Annotated in this window: 1 pseudogene; it reads left to right on the top strand. The window is 56.1% G+C overall.

The annotated features are described in order from the left end of the window. Window positions 1-1,375, top strand: a pseudogene (locus tag JOE09_RS26040) (phage tail protein); the annotation flags it as partial.

A 1,375-nucleotide genomic window follows, 5' to 3' on the forward strand; every position in this document is an offset into this window, starting at 1 on the left:
CCAAAAGGTGTGATCGGCCAGGTGCTTAATCCGGTATTCAAAGTCATCTCTAAAATCTTCTCCTTCCTCGCGCCGAAGTCGTCGTTCTCTGTTGCGGATAACAACAGCAAAGAAAGCCCGAACAATAAGCTGACCGGCCAGACTAACGTCGCGCGAACCTATCAGGCCCGGCCAGACGTTTACGGCCAGGTGCGTTCATACCCTGACCTGATTCAGGAGTCGATGTTTGAGTTTATCGACAACGTGAAATACGTCACCGAGTGGATGAATTTCGGGATCGGGCGCTACACCGTGGACAGCGTGCGTTACTCAGAATCGAACCTCGGCTCGCTGGCAGGTGCCAGTTATCAGGTGTTCGAGCCGGGGCAGGTGATACCGGTTATTTATGAGGGGTTCGAGTTCGATGACGTGGACGGGCAGGAGCTTCCCGGACCGAACGAGAGCGAGGATTTTCCGGCTTACACAGCCACCGCTACAACCGTTATCTCCGGTGAGCTGGCAGGTGGTGAGATAGCGATGAAGATCCTCAAGCAGGACGAGTTCGATTACTTCTACAGCCTGGCATTCCCGCACGCCGTGACGTTCGTCATCAACGTGACCTACAACACGGCCAGCGGCAGCGTGACGCGCGACGTAACGCTAAACGCCAATCTGTTCAACGCAACGCTGACCGATAACGGCGAGATTGTCGATCCGGTACGGTATTACACGTTCTACTTTGATGAACTGAGCGGCGGCGATGCGCAGGAAATCCCGGCTAATGCGACGATCAACACCACCAAATTTGTGCTGAACGACAACCAGCCGCTGGTTATTGGCCCGTTCTTTGCGCCGCTCGAAGGCGATCAGTTGTGGGTGCATTTTCAGGCCCAGCTCGGCAATGACAACTGGGCGAACTACACCGGCACAATCTGGAAAATTGACGATGACAATAACCAGATACCCGGCACCGTTCAGACCTTCAGCGGCGGCCTGTCGAACAGCAGCGGTGGCAGCGACACGTTGTACCGCACCGACAAGATAACGCCGGCAGCGGGATATGGCCGTTACGCGGTGCAGATTGTCCGCACGAACAACAGTAACGATACCAGCGTGCTGCAGCTGACAGAAATTCACTCCGTACGCATTCGCACTAACGAGGTCCATCCGGACGATACGCTGGTACGTGTCACCATCCGCGCAACAGAACAGGCCACCGGCGTTCGTGAGCGCAAATACAACGCGCTGATCACCCGGCACACCATCAGTTACAACATGGACACGCGGCAGGTTGATTATACGCTGCGGCCGTCCCGCTCGTTCGCCGATGCGCTGGCGCATGAGTGGCTGGTGATCGGCAAAGAGTCTCCCGGCACCATCGATCTGTACGGACTAT

It is taken from the genome of Pantoea coffeiphila (assembly GCF_016909495.1).
GTDB lineage: Bacteria > Pseudomonadota > Gammaproteobacteria > Enterobacterales > Enterobacteriaceae > Erwinia > Erwinia coffeiphila.